The sequence below is a fragment of the Exiguobacterium sp. s28 genome, assembly GCF_018618135.1.
Lineage (GTDB): Bacteria > Bacillota > Bacilli > Exiguobacteriales > Exiguobacteriaceae > Exiguobacterium > Exiguobacterium mexicanum_A.
This window is the reverse complement of the sequence record NZ_JACSLL010000007.1, coordinates 133,427-148,613: the sequence shown is the minus strand read 5'-3', so window position 1 is coordinate 148,613 and position 15,187 is coordinate 133,427. Positions and strand designations below refer to the sequence as shown.

The window sequence follows — 15,187 nt, the reverse complement described above, 5'->3', positions numbered from 1 at the left end:
CCCCTTTCCCGGATTACTCCGACTCTCCTTGTCGAACGTATTGTTCATAATACCAACCGCGTCGTTCCATCAGTTGGTCATGTGTGCCCCGCTCTGTGACGCGACCGTCTTGCAGCACAAGAATCTGGTCGGCATGGGCGACAGCGGACAGGCGGTGCGCGACGATGAACGTCGTCTGTTCGGCCCGGCTCGTCCGGACCGAATCGATGATGCGTGCTTCCGTCTTGGCGTCGACCGCTGAAAGCGAATCGTCGAGCAAGAGGATCTCTGGGTCTTTCAAGAGAGCGCGGGCAATCGAGAGCCGTTGTTTCTGGCCACCCGAGAGCATGACCCCTTGTTCCCCGACGACCGTGTCGAGACCGTTCTCTAAATGCTCGATATCGGTATCGAACGCCGCAAGTCGAATCGCCGTTTCAAGGTCTTGTTCCGTCGCATCGTTTGAGCCGAACAAGATATTGTCACGGACCGTTTTCGAGAACAGCAAATGTTCTTGCGAGACGTAACCGCTCCAACCGCGCACGGTATCGAGTTTGATGTCGTGAATCGGGACCCCGTTGACGAGTAGCGAGTCATCGATCGGATACTCGCGGAGCATTTGACGCAATAGCGTCGTCTTCCCGGCCCCGGTCGGTCCGACGATGCCGATCGTCTCGCCACGCGACACGTGCAAGACGATGTCTTCAAGCGATGCTCGGGTCGATCCTGGATATTGGAACGATAGTGATTTGAACGTGATTTTCTCCGGGACGCCGACTTCGACCGTGCCGGTCGAGACGACGTCCGGTGTCTCGTTCATCGTCGCCTCGATTCGTTCAAGGCTGGCCGTCCCCCGTTGCACGACGTTGATCAGTTCCCCGAACGCGTACATCGGCCAAATGAGCATCCCGAGATAGATGTTGAACGAGACGAGCTGTCCGAGTGTGATGTCGTTCGTGAACACGAGATACGTTCCGAACGACAAACCGATCAAATAGCTCAAGCCGACGAGCAGTTTAATGACCGGTTCGAACAAGACGTCGATTTTCGCGACGTGCATGTTTTTCGCCATCACGTCGTCGGTGATCGTGTCGAATTTCTTCGTGTCCGCCTCTTCTTGGACGAACGAACGGACGACCCGAAGGCCTGAAATCGATTCGACGACTTGGTCGTTCATCACGCCGAACGCGTCCTGTGCCGCTGTGAAGCGAGCATGGATTTGGCGTCCGAGCTTATTCATCGACCAGGCGAGAAGCGGCATCGGCAAGAGTGCGGCGAGCGTCAACTTCCAATCGATGAACACGCCCATGATTGTGAGGGCGATGAGCGTCATATTGAACGAGTCGACGAGCGTCATGACGCCGAACCCGGCCGTCCGTTCCACCGCCTTCAAATCGTTCGTCGCGAGCGCCATCAAATCCCCGGTGCGGTGCTGTTGATAGAAGCGCGGTGTCTGCCGGAGCAAGTGGCCGAAGAAACGGGCCCGCAATTTTTTCTCGAGCAGGAACGCCGTCCCAAACAGACGGGCGATCCATACATACGAAAGGACGTATGATAAAACCATGATACTGAGCAATGATCCGACGATCATGACGAGACGTTCCGTCGTCAAGCTCCCTTCGCGGATGGCATCGATCGCCTGCCCGATAATCCATGGCGGCAGCATATCGACGACGCCGGTGATGATGAGCAGGATGATGGCGACGATATACGTCCGCTTCTGTCTTTTAATAAACCAATCTAGTTGTTTAATCAGTTTCATGACTGATTCCCCCTTCCGTCCTTTCCGCGCACGCAAAAAAGCGCACGTCACCTGATTGTGCAACCAATCGGATGAAGTACGCTTCTGAGTCTTCAGTCTTTTGCATGGTCAGGGAAAGGACACTACCCCTATCCAGCTGCCAAATTACGCAGTCAAATACGAGTAGCCATATGATGTTGTGTGTGTGCGTTGTAGTGTTGGAATGTACTTCATCATGCTGGCTCCTCTCTGTTCATAGTTTGAAAATCTACTAAAACCTTAGCAGACTGTTCAGAAAATTGTCAATATTATTGTCGTAAATAATTTGTAACTTTTTTACAAGAAGAAAGTGGCGAGCATCAAGCCAACAAGGCCAGTCGCCGTCACGTAGTAAATCATCGGCATGAGCGTATAGCGAATGATCGTTCCTTCTTTCCCAAGAAGACCTGCGACCGAGGCGACCGCGACGACGTTCAAGACACAAATCATGTTACCGGCGTTGGCCCCTGCCATCTGCATCGATAACGCGAGCGTCTCGTTCAAACCAACGGATTCGGCAACATTCGTCGTCAAACTTGAGAACATCATGTTCGAGAACGTGGCCGATCCGGAAACGAAGGCGCCGAGCGCCCCAATCCATGGTGCGACGAGCGGCCAGACACCGCCGAACGTATCGGCTGCAGCCGTGGCGAGTTCGACCGGCATCGAAGCCAGGCCAGCTCCACCATTTTCTGAGTGAATGAAGATTCGAACCATCGGCACTGACGCAGCGAGCGTGATGGCCGTCCCGACGACACCGAGTGTCGTCGCTTTAAAGACCGAAGTCACTTGTGACCAACTCATGTTGTGGAGGAAGAATGTCGCAATCATCGTCAAGATGAACATGAACCCTGGCGAATAGAACGGTTCCCACGACGTCGAGATTCCTTCGACCCCGATGATGTTTGGCAAGTCAATGCGGACGCTACGTGCCAATTCATTCAAGAATGGCACGGTCCGTGTCAACACGAGGAAAATCGTCAAAATCAAATATGGCGCCCACGCCTTCCACTGCGGAAGTTCACGTTTGCCTTTACCAACAGACGGCTTCTCAAGCGGCTGCTCGATCTCATCGGCATAACCGTCGAACGTCCACACCCGTTTTGGCATGAGGATCCCTTTGCGTGCCATTGTGACGAGGATGACGAGACCCGTCAACCCGCCGAGCATGCCCCCGAATTCAAATCCGAGGATGAGTGTCCAAATGTAGGCCGGGATACTGTAAACGAGTGCCGCGATAATGGCAATCGGGAACACTTCGAGCGCCGGCTTGATTGACTTCTCTTTACTGAAGAATCGGGTCAGCATCAAAATCAAGATAAACGGAATCAACAAACCGACGAACATGTCGATGAGTACCGTCTGTAAGACGACGCTTGTCAAAAACTCGATCGTTTCCGGTTGATTGACGTCAAGCGACAGCCCGTTCCCAATTCCGATTAAAGCTGGTGTGCCGACCGCACCGAACGTGACCGCCGAGACGTCGGCCGATAAAGCGATGACGACCGCTGCAATCGGCGGGAAGCCGAGGGCGATCAACAGGGGCGCCGCAACCGTAGCTGGTGTCCCGAAGCCCGAAGCACCTTCGATGAATGAGACGAACAACCAGCCGACGATGAGCACTTGAATCCGGGGATCCGGTGTGATGTTAACGAATCCAGAGCGAATCGCGTTCATACCGCCGCCCTCTTTCATCGTATTCATCATCCCAATCGCACCGTACACAATCCAGACCGTCGTGACGGCGATCACGAGTCCTTGTAACGTCGCCGCCATAATCCGTGTCGCATCGAGTTGCCAGACGAAGAACGCCAGTCCTGCCGTCAAAACGAGCGAGAGCGGCATCGCGACCGACGCCGGTAAACGCATAATGACCAATAATACGAGCACTGCCACAATCGGCATGAGTGCTGTAATCCATTCAAAAATCGTCAATGTAGACCCACCTTTTCAGATTTTTCCCCTACCGTAAATGAATCTCCCGTTATGACTCTTGTTCAGCGAGTCGATCTAAAGCCCGATCAATCACCTCATATGGAAAACCTTTGCGTCGAAGCTGCATCTTCATCCGCTGTTTCCGCTCATATGGGGCATATCCACTGAACTTCCGATTTAATTTTTCCGCCTGTATCAAACAAGCCGAAAGTTCAACGTCCTCATCCTCGTTCTCCCAAAACGTGAGAATCGCCTCTGAAATGATATCAAACGTAAATCCCCTTTGCATCAGGGTTTGTTGAATTCTTTGTTGCACTTCTGTGGCAGAACGGCGATTTGTTTCCATTTGTTTCCTATTTACGAACTTTCCGGCCTTTTCAAGCTGGTCTTCGTGCGAAATTGCGCCGATGACTTCTTCAATGATGTCAGCGTCGATTCGGAGCTGGGTGAGTTCTCGTTTAATTTTGACCGGTCCGCTCGGACTCGTATTGAACTTCGTCTGGGTGTAGGCTTTGGCAAATTCAGCATCGTTCAAGTAGCGCTGTTCGATCAATCGCTCGATGACGCGCTTGATGGCTGCCTCATCTATCTCTTTCTTCACGAGGTAGTCACGCACCTCTGAAACGGCACGCATTCGGTACGATAAATAATTGACGGCCGCTTTATATGCTTTTTGTTCTTCTTCGGCTTGAAGAACGTCACGGACGAAGTCGTCTTCGAGCTCCATCCCTTTCGTCAATTCATATTTGATGAAGACGTCGAGGTCGATGGCGAACGCAAACTCCTCACGCCCGTCCTTCTCGACGTACACGTTGAGCCGGTCTTTATTTTTCTTCTGGGTCGTAAACTTGGCAATTTTCACGAAATCCCTCCATTTCCTGCTTCTAACATATCACGTTCCCCTTTCGAGCAGGATTTTTGATAAGTTAGAAGAAAGGGTATTCACAATACGAACGGTCCGCTTTCTTTATGGAACCCATACCCGTTTTGAAATCGCTTCAATATACTGGAGGGAGACTTATGAAAATTGCAATCACCGGCGGAACCGGACTAATCGGTCGCCCGCTCGTCCGCGCGCTCGCCGAGGTCGGACATCAAGTCGTCGTATTGACGCGCCGCCCGCGCCCACGACAAGGAGGGATCTCGTTCGTTGAATGGTTGACGCCTGACAGCCATCCTGAGTCCGAGTTGCAAGACGTCGACGCCTTCATCCATTTGGCTGGCGCCTCCATCAACGATGGACGCTGGACACATAAACAGAAACAAGCCATTCTTCAAAGCCGAATCGACGGGACGAAAGAAGTCGTTCGGATCATTAAAAATATGAAACGCAAGCCGAGCGTCGTCATCAGCGGATCCGCCATCGGGATTTACGGGGAAGACCGTTCCATCACGTATTCCGAAGCGACCCCACTCCCGGACCGGACCAACTTCTTAGGAAACGTCTGTGTGTTGTGGGAGAAAGAGGCGGCCCCGATCAAAGACATGGGAATTCGCCTCGTCACGATGCGGACCGGTGTCGTCTTATCGAATGACGGCGGTGCCTTCCCGCTCATGAAACTGCCGTACACGCTCGGTGTCGGAGGACGGCTCGGCTCAGGACAGCAATGGGTACCGTGGATTCATTTGGACGACCTCGTTCGCCTGTTTGTCCATATCATCGAGACGACTTCCATCGAAGGCCCCGTCAACGGCACGGCACCGACGCCCGTCACGATGAATGAGTTTGGAAAAACGCTCGGACGCGTGATGCATCGCCCGCATTGGGCACCTGCCCCAGCACCGCTCCTCAAGCTCGCGCTCGGAGAGAAGAGTGTCATCGTCCTTGAAGGGGCGAAAGTCGTCCCGACGAAAGCACTCAATCACGGTTTCCGCTTCCGTTACGAAACGTTAGAACCCGCTTTGAAACAACTACTTCATTTGATTTGAAAGGAGCTAGCACGTGAGTAATTTGTTAATTCGTAACGCCCACATTTATCCAATCACTGCCCCACATTTTTACGGAGATTTGCGCGTCAAGGACGGCAAAATCATTGAAATGGCAGACTTGCTGGACCCGCTCGACGGAGAAACGGTCATCGAAGCCGAAGGCAACTTCTTGTTCCCAGGGTTTATCGATGCCCATACCCACCTCGGACTGTATGACGAAGGGACAGGTTCAGTCGGAAACGATGCAAACGAGACCGTCGAGGCGATGACGCCGCACGCTCGGGCCATCGACGGCGTCTATCCGCTCGATGAAGGGTTTCAAGAGGCGCTCATGGCCGGAGTCACTGCCGTTCAAGTCATGCCCGGCAGTATGAACGTCATCGGCGGGGTGACGAGTGTCATTAAAACGCACGGCCGCTTCATCGAGGACATGGTACTTCGGCGTTATGCCGGTCTCAAGCTCGCCCTCGGGGAGAACCCGAAGCGTGTCCACAGTATGGGGAGATCCGGTGAGTTGACCCGCATGGGGATCATGGGGTTGTTGCGTGAAGCGTTCCGGACCGTCGACTCGACGAAGACGATCGGCACGTTCGGCAGCCAGATGATTCAACTCGCCCTTGACCGCAAGATGCCAATCCGGGTCCACGCCCACCGCGCCGACGATATTTTATCGGTCGTCCGCTTCGCGCAAGAGTTCGACCTCGATTATCGGATCGAGCACTGTACGGAAGGACATCTCGTCGCTGAAAAGTTACGCGAACTCGGTGTCAAACATGTCACCGTCGGTCCGACGTTCACACGTAAATCGAAAATTGAGCTCCAGAACAAAACATGGGAGACGTACCGAATTTTACATGAACACGATATGATCGTCTCGATCACGACGGACCATCCTTATACGCCCGTTCAATATTTAAATCTTTGCGCCGGTCTTGCTGCCCGCGAAGGACTTCCGGTCGACGTCGCACTCCGCGCCATCACGATCCATCCGGCCGAATCGCTTGGAGTAGACGACCGCATCGGCTCGCTCGAAATCGGCAAAGATGCCGACCTTGTCCTTTGGAGTCACTTCCCGCTCGACTACATGTCAAAGCCGATTATGACCATCGTCGATGGCCACATCGTTTACTCGACGAACCGATCGAAAACACATCATGAGATGTGAGTGAGGCCAGTCGTGAAAGCGCTCTTATTATTTTTTTGTGAAGTTGCATTTTATTTACTTGCTTTTTCAAAAAAACTATATAAAATAATCTTGTAACTTCATAAAAGGGAGCAGCCAAGGCAAGTTCGAACAACGAAGCCAGAAGTATGCTTTCGTTACAACTATTCTTCAGCGGTCTGAAATAGGAGGAGGAATGTAAAGGTGCTCAAATTTCGTGAGCTTACCGACTGCGCGGAGTTGTTCGAACTGATGCAACACCCAGATGTCTTTCCGTATGTCCGTCAAAAGACGGTCCACTTTGACGAGTTTTTATTTAGCACGAAGCAAATCATCGAGCTAGAAGAGCAAGGAAACATCATCTCACGTACCATCACGAACGAGTTTGGTACCCCGATTGGGACAATCAGCTTGTTCGACGTGGAATCGGGCTATGGATTCCTCGGGACGTGGCTTGGCAAACCGTATCACGGCAAAGGTTACAATCAAGTCGCGAAAGAAGCGTTCTTCTCTGAACTTTTCTTCGAGCTTGACATAGAAAGTGTATTTTTAAAAATCCGTCAATCGAATGAGCGTTCGATCGCGGCGGCTGAGAAACTACCGTACGCTTTCTGCGCTAACGAGATCCGGTCTGAACTATTGACTGAAATCAACCAAGGGGACGTCAAATATGTCTTGTATGAAGTGTCGAAGTCGAGTTTCCAACTCTACTTGCACTCACTCCATGCGCCTGAATTCGACCATACCTATGAAGCACAGCTCGAAGCGTAAGCCAATTCTGACAAAGAATTGGCTTTTTTGTGGCGTTTTTGTGTGGATTTCATGAGGACAACTTTACGGCAATGAATATTTCTGTTCTAATTCGGAGAGATAGGTATGATAGAGGTATGAGGGAATTATCACACAGCCTCGTTAACCGTTTTGTAAAGGAGAATGCCCAATGTCAGAACCAACGTTTCGCATCTTAGTGACCGATGATGAAGAACAAATGCGGGATTTACTCGTTTCGAACTTAGAGAAGGAAGGATATGAGACCGTCACAGCCACGAACGGCCTCGAGGCAATCGACTTATTGAAAGAACAGTCGTTCCACCTCGTCCTGCTCGACGTGATGATGCCTGAACTCGACGGCCTCACGGCGTGCATGCGCATCCGCGAGTTCTCGAACGTCCCGATTATCATGCTCACGGCCCGGTCAGAAGAACTCGATCGCATCCATGGCTTGAAGATCGGCGCGGATGACTATATCACGAAGCCGTTCAGTCCGCGCGAGCTGCTTGCCCGCATCGAAGCAACGCTTCGTCGGACGCATAACTTCTCGAAAGAACAAGAAGCGACGTTCGATACCGGAGTCTTGTCCATCGATATCGATGGCCGTGCGGTCAGCGTGAAAGGCAAAACGGTCAACTTGACCCGCAAAGAGTTCGATTTGCTCTACTTGTTCATCACGAATGAAGAGAAAGTATTCTCACGTGAACAGTTGCTCGATCAAATTTGGGGCACCGAGTACCACGGTAACCTTCGGACGGTCGACACGCATATCAAGACGCTTCGCCTCAAGCTCGGTGAAGCAGGTGGCTACATTCAAACCGTCTGGGGGATCGGCTACAAGTTCGAGGCGACCGTATGAAGCAATACACGATCCGGAAGCGGATTTGGATCACCATCTGGACCGCTAGCCTCTTCTCCGCGTTCGTGTTCATCATCATGACGTTTTACTTGTACGACAAGTTCTATATTCAGACGCAGGAAGAACTGCTCATCAACCGCGGAGAGAAGCTCGTCACCATCTACAAGGCGGACGGCTTCTCTGACGCGTTTTCGGACAGTATGACGTACACGAACGAACTGACCGAAACGAAAGTGTTCCTCTCGTCGGTCAGGGAAGACAGTCTCGGCTCAGGCAAGACGTTTTTAAGGGAACAAGACCTCGCCAAACTTCAAGACGGCTACGCGATCTCCGTCACCCGTAAACACCCGACCGAGGATGTGGATATCCTGATGTCCGCCTTCCCGCTCATCCGGGACGGCGAGCTCGATAATGCGCTCATCCTATATATGGAGTTAAGTAAAATCAGTGAGCCGTTCCAACCGATTCGGCTTATGATCACGTTCTTGCTCATCTTGATGATCGTGAACTTGCTCATCTTCGGGACGCAAATTATCGATACGATCATTCAGCCACTCATACAAATGAAGCGAGCCTCGCAAGTATATGCCAAAGGCGACTTCTCGCACCGTATCCCGATTTATTACGATGACGAGATTGGCGAGCTCGCCGAGACGCTGAACCGGATGGCCGAGTCACTCGGTCTCGTCGAAGAGCAACGGAAAGAATTTTTGGCGAACGTCAGTCATGAATTGCGGACACCGTTGTCATATATTCGGGGCTATACGGAAATGCTCCAAGACCCGTCGCTCGACGAGAAAACGAAAAACCAATATTACGAAATCATCGAGAATGAGACGGAGCGCTTGCAACGGCTCGTCAACGACTTGCTCGACTTGGCCCAACTCGAACGCGACTCATATCCGATGACGAAAGAACCGGTCGTCTATTCGCAAGTGCTCGAAGATGTGCTATACCGTTTCGAGCCGATTGCCGGGGCGAAAGGCGTCACGATCGAGACGGACCTCGATTTCGACTTGATCATTCTTGGGGACCACGACCGGCTCGAGCAAGTCGTTGGAAACTTGCTCGATAACGCCCTTCGCTACACCGAAGCCGGGAAATCGATCCATGTGAAGACATATGCGACCGCCGACAATGCCGTCACCGAGATTCGGGACGAAGGTCGGGGTATCCCGAAAGAGGATCTCGATCAATTGACGAAGCGATTTTACCGTGTCAATAAGTCACGCACACGCGAAGATGGCGGGACCGGGCTCGGCCTCGCCATCGCCAAACACATCATGGAACGCCACGGCGGCTCGATGCACTTCACTTCAGAAGTTGGCAACGGAACGACCGTCACGCTCACATTGCCGCTCTTGCCGGACGAAGACATATAAAAAAGACAGCCGCGGCTGTCTTTTTTATATGTCTTTGCCTTTATAGGCGTCATCTGATTCATTCATGAGACGTTCCCGCTCGGCGTGCGTCTGTGGATAACCATTCGCTTGCCACTCGGCCCGATAGTTCGAATCGAGTTGAGTGAGGCCTTCCTCCGCCTCATCCTTATCCGAATCGACACTTTCCATCTTGTCCATCTTGCTCCATGTATCGTCATCACGGTCCTGAGTCAAGAGTGCCGCCACTTTTGGTGCGACGAGCGCGGCCCCAGCCACCCCGAGTACGATTCCCATCAATACTTTCTTATCCATCCAAATACCCCTCCTTAGTCACTATGTACGGATAATTCCACTGTTCTGCGAAATCGAAACCCATTTTCTAAAGCGTTTACACCCATTCAGGAAGTGGAATAACAGTCAAGACAAGGAGGCGATGAAGATGAAACAGTCAAAAGATACGTCCAAGCGACCGTTTGATAATCCGGATGCCGTCGATACGGACAAGGAGAGCATCTTCGACCAGGAAGGGATGGAAACGGTCGATCCGATCCCGGTAGAAGAGCTGAACCAGAAAGTGAAAGATGAGAAACAAAAGCGGCACTCGAAGGATGACTCGGTCAGCGAGAAAAAATATGAGGGCAATAAATAAAAATGCGGACGAAATTCGTCCGCATTTTTATGTTAAATCGCTTGGCGAGAAGCCGTAAGGCAACATCTCTTCTTTCGTCATCACTTTCGTCTCCCCGGCCATGTTCGCGAGAATCAATGTAAAATCGTCACTGGCAAACTCGGCGATAACTTGACGGCAAGCGCCGCATGGCGAGATTGGTCCGTCCGTGTCGCCGACGACGACGACGGTCTCGATTACCTTGCTGCCTTCCGATACCGCTTTGAAGATGGCAGTCCGTTCTGCACACATCGACAAGCCGTACGAAGCGTTCTCGACGTTGCATCCTGAGATCTCTTTGCCGGTCTCGTCGATGACGACAGCCCCGACATTAAACTTCGAATAAGGAGTATAGGCGCGCGACCGTGCATCAATCGCTTTATGGACAAGCTCGTTCATTTTTTTTTGTGGGATCATCTGATGTTCCTCCGCTTCTTAACGTTTATCAAAGAAGTCTGACATCTGAACTATAACGTGAAAACACCATTTTTGCAAGCGTTTTCACAACCCCGTCAATACTTTTTCTTTTTCTTCTTCTCGAAGACGACAATTGACTCAACATGCGCCGTCTGCGGGAACATATCATACGGCTGGATATAGTTGATCTTATAGTCGGCTTTCATGAGTTGATCCGCGTCACGCGCGAGCGTCTGCGGGTTACATGACACGTACACGATGCGTTTCGCTTTCGATGAAATCATCGCATTCAACAGTTGATGATCGACCCCTGTGCGCGGCGGGTCGACGACGATGACATCTGGAATCCATCCGTCTTTCACCCAGCGCGGAATCCAATGTTCGGCCCGGCCTTCGACATAAGTCGCATGGCTGAAGCCGTTCTCACGCATGTGCGCGTTCGCATCTTCCACCGCTTCCGGGACGACTTCCATCCCACGGATCTCTTTTGCGTGCGGCGCGAGCCATAGCCCGATCGAACCGACACCGGCGTACGCATCGATGACGCGCTCTTCGCCCGTGAGTTTAGCCGCCTCGACGACTTCACGATACATGATTTCTGTCTGAGCCGGGTTGAGCTGGAAGAACGCGCGCGGTGACAAGTGGTAATGCACGTCATCGAGTTGCTCGTCCATCTTGTCTTGACCGGCGATATGGACCGTACGGTAACCGAAGATGACACCCGAACGGTTCGAGTTGATATTGATGTGGAACGATACGACGTTCGGTAACGCCATGATGCGATCGCTCAATTCATCTAAACGCGGGACGTCCTCGTTCCCGACGACGAGCACGACTTGGACATCGTCTGTCTTGTAGCCTGAGCGGACGATGACGGTACGGGCGAAACCGACGTCACGGCGCGCATCGTATACCGGGATGTCGAGCTCGTTCAAAATACGGACGATGGCGTTGTTAATGTTCGTCGTGTCGCGCTGCTGTACCATGCAGTGTTCGATTGGCACGAGCTCATTCGTGTTCGGTTTGTAGAGACCCGACACGATCTCGCCGCGGCGCGTCGAGAGCGGGAATTGTGACTTGTTGCGGTAATACCAAGGGTTGTCCATCCCTTTCGTCGCACGGATATCCGATTTGTCGACGTTCAATTTCGTCTTTTGACGGAAGGCGTTGCGGACGATTTCTTCTTTATAGTCCATCTGCAGGCGCGGACTCATATGTTGAATCTGGCAACCGCCACACTCGTCATAAATCGGACACGGCGGTTTGACCCGGTCCGGTGAATCATTATCGCGCTTGATGACACGCGCCTCGGCGTAGTTCCGCTCGACGCGCGTAATTTCGACTTTCGCCTTCTCGCCCGGTAATAAGTTTGGGATGAAGATGACCATGCGATCAATCGTCGCGATGCCCTCTCCGTTAATGCCTAGCCGCTCGGCTTGGGCGCTAGTATATTCTCCTACGATCAGTTTCAATGTGTTTCATCCTTTCGAGATACTTGTTCTAAATCTTTGGCGTAACGTACGACTTTCGCACGTAAGGAATCAATATCAGCTAACAATCGATGCAAATCCTCTGGCGTCGTGAATTCGTCCAACGTATTGACTGATAAGCACAGTAATTCCGTTCTCGATTTTAACACGTTCATTTTTCCTGCCGTATCCGTTCGTGATTTACCCATCTCGTGATCGCTCCTTTGGTTCGTGACAAAGAGTTGTTATTATAGCATACTATTTCGTGTGACTTGATGAAAAGGTGGAATTGATATGCAAAACATCTCGACAACGTTTGATCCATGGGAAGCCTACCTCGATCAAACCGAGTTCGGTCGCCTCGTCCTTTCGAACATCGAAGTGACGACGACCAAGCTATGCAATATGCGCTGCGAACATTGCGCGGTCGGCAATATGCTCGATCAGACGGAAGAACCTGAAGTCCCGCTCGACCTATTGATTTCGCGCCTTGATGAGATCGAGCATTTGCGCGCGTTCTCCATCACGGGCGGCGAGCCGATGCTGTCGATGAAGTCGGTGCGGAACTATGTCGTCCCGCTCTTGCGTTATGCGAAAGAGCGTGGCGCCCGGACACAAATCAACTCGAACTTGACGCTCCCACTCTCTCGCTACCATCTTATTACCCCTTACCTCGACGTTTTGCACATTTCGCATAACTGGGGCACAGACGCCGATTTCTTAGAGGGCGGTTTCGCGATGATGGACCGGAAACCGAGCGTCGAGGCACGTTTGAAGATGCTTCAGACGATGAAAGACAATGCCCGGGCGCTCACCTCCGAAGGCATCATCGTATCCGCCGAGACGATGATCAACAAACGGACGATCCCGCACTTGAAAGAAATCCATGAAGAGATCGTCGCACTCGGCTGTCAGCGTCACGAAGTTCACCCGATGTACCCCGCAGACTTTGCTAGCGCGCTCGAGTCGGCATCGCTTGCCGACACCCGTCAGGCGATTCATGACCTGCTCGATGTCCGGGACGAGAACGTCTGGATGTTGTTCGGGACGTTGCCGTTTTATGCCTGCTCCGACGCACCAGAGGACCGCGCCTTGCTGAAACGACTCCACGAGGCGAAGAACGTCACCGTTCGGAACGACCCAGATGGCCGCTCACGCCTCAACACGAATATCTTCGATGGCCAGATTATCGTCACCGACTTCGGAGACGAGCTCGGCACGCTCGGCACACTGTATGATACCTCGTTCCAAGACGCGTATGAGGCGTGGACGAACAGCAGTCTGAACGCCACACTGTCATGCCACTGCCCCGCCGTCAAGTGTCTCGGACCGAACGCGCTCGTCAAGCAAGCGTATTACCCGGACGTGAACTTTCAAGAACGTGTCGCCGAGCCGTTTTAATTGTTTTGTTTCGGGAAATGTTCAGTATATAACCTGAATCGAGGTGTTTAAAGATGACAGCCATCTATGTATTCATGATCACCGTTATGGCCATCATCATTTTCGGTGGTGTGCTCAGCATCTTATTGACAGTCGCATTCGTTTCAGACAAAGTAGACCGTGATGAAGTATTCAGTCAAGGCAGTTGGGATGATGAACTCTTACACTTGAATCATGTACCTCAACCAATTGACGAACCAAAAAGCTGAGACCCTTCTCAGCTTTTTACTATTTGAGTATGAGGTGAATTATGCAACGATTTCGGTTTTCGATTTTATTACTCGTCGTCTTTATTTCTGGTTTGATTCAAGGCGCGCTCATCCCGCTCTTGTCGACGCTCATCGAACGGGACGGCAACCCGGCCTGGTTGAACGGGTTGAATGCGACGATGCTCTACTTGGGCGTCATCGTCTCTGCGCCGCTACTCGAACGGTTCGTCCGCAAGTACGGGTTTCGGCCGACCATCGTCCTCGGCATCGTCTTGACGGCGCTTGCCACGTTCTTCTTGCCGCTCTGGCCGTCACTGCTCATGTGGGCACTCATGCGTTTCGTCATCGGATTTGGGGATTCGGCGCTCCATTACGGATCCCAAGTGTGGGTCACGTCTGCGAGCGAGAAGCGAAGTCTTGGCCGGGCGATGGCGTATTACGGGATGGCGTTCAGCCTCGGATTCGCGGTCGGCCCGCTCATCGCCCCGCTCGTCGACCTCCACTTTTGGCTGCCGTTCCTCGTCTTGATCGTCTTCTGTCTCGCATCCTTGTTCTTGATCTTCAAGGTCGACAACGAGTACCCTGAGGCTGAGAAAGTGAAGACCGACTCGAAAGGACGCATCCGCCTCGTCCTCATCGGCGGCGGATATACGCTCTTACCTGCTTTTACATACGGGTTCCTTGAGGCGAGCTTGAATGCCAACTTACCGATTTTCACGGTCCGCAACGACATCGGGCTGACACAGACGAGTACGCTCATCACGACGTTCATCGTCGCCTCGATCATCGTCCAGTTACCGCTCGGTCGCCTCGCCGATCACTTCGGGAAGAAACGCATCCTGCAAATCGTGTTGACGCTCGGAACGCTCGTCTTCGCCGTCGCCAACCTCGCCGTCGAGCATTACGCCTGGCTGCTCGTCTTGTTCGCTCTTGCCGGGGCCGGTCTCGGCTCCACGTATTCTCTCGGTTTGGCTCATATGACAGAAGTGTTACCACGTTCGTTGTTACCGACCGGCAATATGCTCTATAGCATCTCGTTTAGCGTCGGTTCGATCAGCGGACCGATGATTGGCGCGTTTTGGATTGCGTTACCGAAAGAAGTGTATTTCTTGATGTACACACTTATTCTCGGCATCTTGGCTGTGAGTCTGTTCACAGCGAAAGCGAAGCCGATTGATGCATAAAAGGGTG

16 protein-coding genes are annotated in these 15,187 nt (G+C 52.3%); 9 read left to right on the top strand and 7 right to left on the bottom strand.

What is annotated here, in order from left to right; translation table 11 throughout:
• Positions 1-13: 13 nt before the first annotated feature.
• The 3 genes from KNP78_RS09550 to recX form a co-directional block, all read right to left on the bottom strand.
• On the bottom strand, positions 14-1,738 hold the full coding sequence (locus KNP78_RS09550) for an ABC transporter ATP-binding protein (RefSeq protein ID WP_034781002.1): 1,725 nt from the start codon (positions 1,736-1,738) through the stop codon (positions 14-16).
• A 315-nt stretch (positions 1,739-2,053) separates the two neighbouring features.
• Positions 2,054-3,691, bottom strand: coding sequence for an L-lactate permease (locus KNP78_RS09545; RefSeq protein ID WP_214764197.1), 1,638 nt, complete (start codon positions 3,689-3,691; stop codon positions 2,054-2,056).
• A gap of 49 nt (positions 3,692-3,740) precedes the next feature.
• On the bottom strand, positions 3,741-4,553 hold the full coding sequence (gene recX / locus KNP78_RS09540) for a recombination regulator RecX (protein WP_214823850.1): 813 nt from the start codon (positions 4,551-4,553) through the stop codon (positions 3,741-3,743).
• 158 nt (positions 4,554-4,711) lie between these two features.
• Between recX and KNP78_RS09535 the strand changes: the two genes are divergently transcribed.
• The 5 genes from KNP78_RS09535 (at position 4,712) to KNP78_RS09515 (ending at position 9,794) form a co-directional block, all read left to right on the top strand.
• Entirely contained in the window at positions 4,712-5,620 is a 909-nt protein-coding gene (locus KNP78_RS09535; RefSeq protein ID WP_138859919.1) for a TIGR01777 family oxidoreductase, read from the top strand.
• 13 nt (positions 5,621-5,633) lie between these two features.
• Positions 5,634-6,785 (top strand): amidohydrolase, encoded by a 1,152-nt coding sequence (locus tag KNP78_RS09530; protein ID WP_214712381.1) that lies wholly within the window; start codon positions 5,634-5,636, stop codon positions 6,783-6,785.
• 201 nt (positions 6,786-6,986) lie between these two features.
• A complete protein-coding gene (locus KNP78_RS09525) occupies positions 6,987-7,553 on the top strand; it encodes a GNAT family N-acetyltransferase (protein ID WP_214823848.1) in 567 nt (188 codons plus the stop codon).
• A 169-nt stretch (positions 7,554-7,722) separates the two neighbouring features.
• Entirely contained in the window at positions 7,723-8,412 is a 690-nt protein-coding gene (locus tag KNP78_RS09520; RefSeq protein ID WP_021067764.1) for a response regulator transcription factor, read from the top strand.
• A complete protein-coding gene (locus KNP78_RS09515; RefSeq protein WP_034781011.1) occupies positions 8,409-9,794 on the top strand; it encodes a sensor histidine kinase in 1,386 nt (461 codons plus the stop codon). Before KNP78_RS09520 ends, KNP78_RS09515 begins: the two co-directional genes overlap by 4 nt.
• A gap of 24 nt (positions 9,795-9,818) precedes the next feature.
• Here KNP78_RS09515 and KNP78_RS09510 read toward each other — a convergent pair whose 3' ends face one another.
• Entirely contained in the window at positions 9,819-10,106 is a 288-nt protein-coding gene (locus KNP78_RS09510) for a hypothetical protein (RefSeq protein ID WP_034781013.1), read from the bottom strand.
• Between the two features lie 127 nt (positions 10,107-10,233).
• On the opposite strand from KNP78_RS09510, the gene KNP78_RS09505 reads away from it, so the two are divergent.
• Positions 10,234-10,443: a hypothetical protein gene (locus tag KNP78_RS09505; protein ID WP_034781015.1), complete on the top strand. Its 210-nt coding sequence runs from the start codon at positions 10,234-10,236 to the stop codon at positions 10,441-10,443.
• A gap of 27 nt (positions 10,444-10,470) precedes the next feature.
• Here KNP78_RS09505 and KNP78_RS09500 read toward each other — a convergent pair whose 3' ends face one another.
• From KNP78_RS09500 to KNP78_RS09490, 3 genes are all read right to left on the bottom strand, one after another.
• On the bottom strand, positions 10,471-10,878 hold the full coding sequence (locus tag KNP78_RS09500; RefSeq protein WP_214823846.1) for a cytidine deaminase: 408 nt from the start codon (positions 10,876-10,878) through the stop codon (positions 10,471-10,473).
• 95 nt (positions 10,879-10,973) lie between these two features.
• A complete protein-coding gene (rlmD, locus tag KNP78_RS09495; RefSeq protein WP_214793258.1) occupies positions 10,974-12,350 on the bottom strand; it encodes a 23S rRNA (uracil(1939)-C(5))-methyltransferase RlmD in 1,377 nt (458 codons plus the stop codon).
• A complete protein-coding gene (locus KNP78_RS09490) occupies positions 12,347-12,556 on the bottom strand; it encodes a hypothetical protein (RefSeq protein ID WP_016510454.1) in 210 nt (69 codons plus the stop codon). Before KNP78_RS09490 ends, rlmD begins: the two co-directional genes overlap by 4 nt.
• 85 nt (positions 12,557-12,641) lie before the next feature.
• Between KNP78_RS09490 and yfkAB the strand changes: the two genes are divergently transcribed.
• Genes yfkAB through KNP78_RS09475 form a run of 3 tightly spaced genes read left to right on the top strand, consistent with a single transcriptional unit; the run spans position 12,642 to position 15,180 of the window.
• Complete coding sequence (yfkAB, locus tag KNP78_RS09485) at positions 12,642-13,748, top strand: radical SAM/CxCxxxxC motif protein YfkAB (RefSeq protein ID WP_214823844.1); 1,107 nt, start codon at positions 12,642-12,644, stop codon at positions 13,746-13,748.
• A gap of 53 nt (positions 13,749-13,801) precedes the next feature.
• Positions 13,802-13,996 carry a hypothetical protein gene (locus KNP78_RS09480; protein ID WP_214823842.1) on the top strand — a complete coding sequence of 65 codons (195 nt, stop codon included), beginning with the start codon at positions 13,802-13,804 and terminating at the stop codon, positions 13,994-13,996.
• Between the two features lie 41 nt (positions 13,997-14,037).
• Positions 14,038-15,180, top strand: coding sequence for an MFS transporter (locus KNP78_RS09475; RefSeq protein ID WP_034781020.1), 1,143 nt, complete (start codon positions 14,038-14,040; stop codon positions 15,178-15,180).
• Positions 15,181-15,187: the final 7 nt, after the last annotated feature.